Source organism: Streptomyces sp. NPDC004658, from assembly GCF_040609555.1.
In the GTDB taxonomy this organism is placed as follows: Bacteria; Actinomycetota; Actinomycetes; order Streptomycetales; family Streptomycetaceae; genus Streptomyces.
The window spans coordinates 1-2141 of the sequence record NZ_JBEXKG010000371.1 but is presented as its reverse complement, the minus strand read 5'-3'; the positions used below and the strand labels follow the sequence as shown (position 1 = coordinate 2141).

Sequence of the window (2141 nt, the reverse complement as noted above, 5' to 3'; positions counted from 1 at the left end):
GCCACCGACCGCCGCCAGGGCCCGGGCACGCCCCCGCCCGGCCCCGCCCACGGCGGCGGCCCGGCGGGCGGGGGCTACGACTCCGGGACCTCGGCCACCGGCTACGGACCGGGCGAGGCGGGGCAGGGCTACGGCTCCGGGACACCGGCCACCGGCTACGGCTCCGGGGCACCGGCTCCCGGCTACGGCTCGGGTACGCCGAGCGAGGGCTACGGACCGAACTCCTCCGGCCAGGGCTACCGCTCCGGTGGTGCGACGGCCCCGTACGGTTCCGGAACCGCCTCCGCGTACGGGGCAGGATCGCCCGCGCCGGCATCCGACCCGCATTCCGTCGGCGCGTTCACGGTCCGGGGACCGGCACCCGCCCGGCCCCGTCGGCGGCTGCGCACCCTCGCGCTGGTCGTCGCCCTGGCCGCGGTGCTGGGCGGCGCCGGGGCGGTGGCGATCCAGCAGTGGGGCGGGCGGGACACCGGGGCGAGCGGTGACGTGAGCCCGGCGCCCGCCGACAGCGCGACGGCCGGGTCCGACGGCGCGATCCCGGCGGGCTGGAGGACGTACCACGACCCGCTGGGCTTCAGCCTCTCCCTGCCCAAGGGCTGGAAGCGCAAGGTGTACGGCATCCAGGGCGACCTCAAGCAGATCGACTACACGCCCGACGACGGCAAGCACTTCGTCCGCATCGCCATCGACGGCTCACCGGACTTCGCCGACCCCCTCTCCCACCAGCAGGACCTGGAGCAGCAGCTCCAGCGGCTGGTCGACTACCGGCGCGTCACGATGAAGGAGAACATCTACCGCGACCGCAAGGGCGCCCGGTGGGAGTACACCTGGACCGCGCTGAAGAAGGACCCGCCGTACGTCCCCGGGCCGCGGCACGCGGTCGAGGAGACGTACTTCTCGCGCCAGGGCACCGAGTACGCCCTCTACATGTCCTCGCCGGCCGAGGACTGGGCCACGACCAGCAAGCAGTTCACCTGGGTGCTGCGCGGCTGGCAGCAGCCGGACGGGGGCTGAACAGGCCCCGGCGCCCGCCGAGTCGGCTGAAATTGGCAGGCCGACCGGTGTGTCTTGGCCGGTCGGTGTCCCGGGGGGCACGGGTCCCGTGCGGCATGATGGGCGCATGGGGACCGAGGGAGCCGGCTTCCGGCTGATCGCGGGCCGTTACCGCCTGGAGGAACGCATCGGGCGCGGCGGCATGGGCGTCGTGTGGCGGGCGAGCGACCAGGTGCTGGGCCGTCAGGTGGCGGTCAAGGAGCTCCTGCCCGACGACGCGCTCCCGGACGACGACGCGCGCCGCCGCCGTGACCGCACGCTCCGGGAGGCGCGCGCGGTCTGCCAGTTACGGCACCCGCACATCATCGTCGTGCACGACGTGGTGGAGCAGGACGAACGGCCCTGTCTCGTCATGGAGTTGATCGACGGAGGTTCCCTCGCCGACCGGATCGACCGGCACGGACCGGTCGACGCCGTCGAGGCCGCGCGGATCGGCATCGCCCTGCTGAGCGCGGTGCGCACCGCACACGAGGCGGGGGTGCTGCACCGGGACATCAAGCCCGCCAACGTCCTGATCGAGTCGGGCACCGACCGGGTCGTCCTCACCGACTTCGGCATCGCACAGGTCGAGGGCGCCACGACGCTCACCGAGACCGGCTCGTTCGTAGGCTCGCCCGAGTACACCGCCCCGGAGCGGATGTCCGGGCTGCGCACCGGTCCGGAGTCCGATCTGTGGTCGCTGGGCGCGCTGCTGTGCACGGTGCTCAGCGGCGAGTCGCCGTTCCGCCGCGACTCGCTCGGCGGCATCCTCCACGCGGTCGTCTCCGACGACATCCGCCCGCCGGCCGAGGCCGAGCCGCTGCTGCCCGTCGTCCTCGGACTGCTGGAGCGCGACCCGGACCGGCGGCTGGGCGCCGCGGATGCCGAGCGGATGCTGTGGACGTATCTGGAGACCGGCCGGACGCCGCCCGCGCCGGGCGATCCGGGCGCGGCCGGAGCGCACGGCGGCGGGCTCATCCACCGGATCGGCGGGAGCCTCGCGCCGAGGTCCACGACACCGCACGGGCCGGCGCCGTGGGACCCGTCCCACGGCGGACCGCTGCCGGCCACCCCGGTCCGGCCGCCGCTCGAACCGCCCCCGGCGCGCT

General features: G+C 75.0%; 1 protein-coding gene and 1 pseudogene. Both read left to right on the top strand.

Annotated elements, in window-relative coordinates; translation table 11 throughout:
* Positions 1-1014, top strand: a pseudogene (locus ABZV94_RS41400) (serine/threonine protein kinase); the annotation flags it as partial.
* Positions 1015-1120: 106 nt separating this feature from the next.
* Positions 1121-2141, top strand: a 1021-nt coding sequence (locus tag ABZV94_RS41395; protein ID WP_356350238.1) for a serine/threonine-protein kinase, incomplete at its 3' end; no start/stop codon positions are given.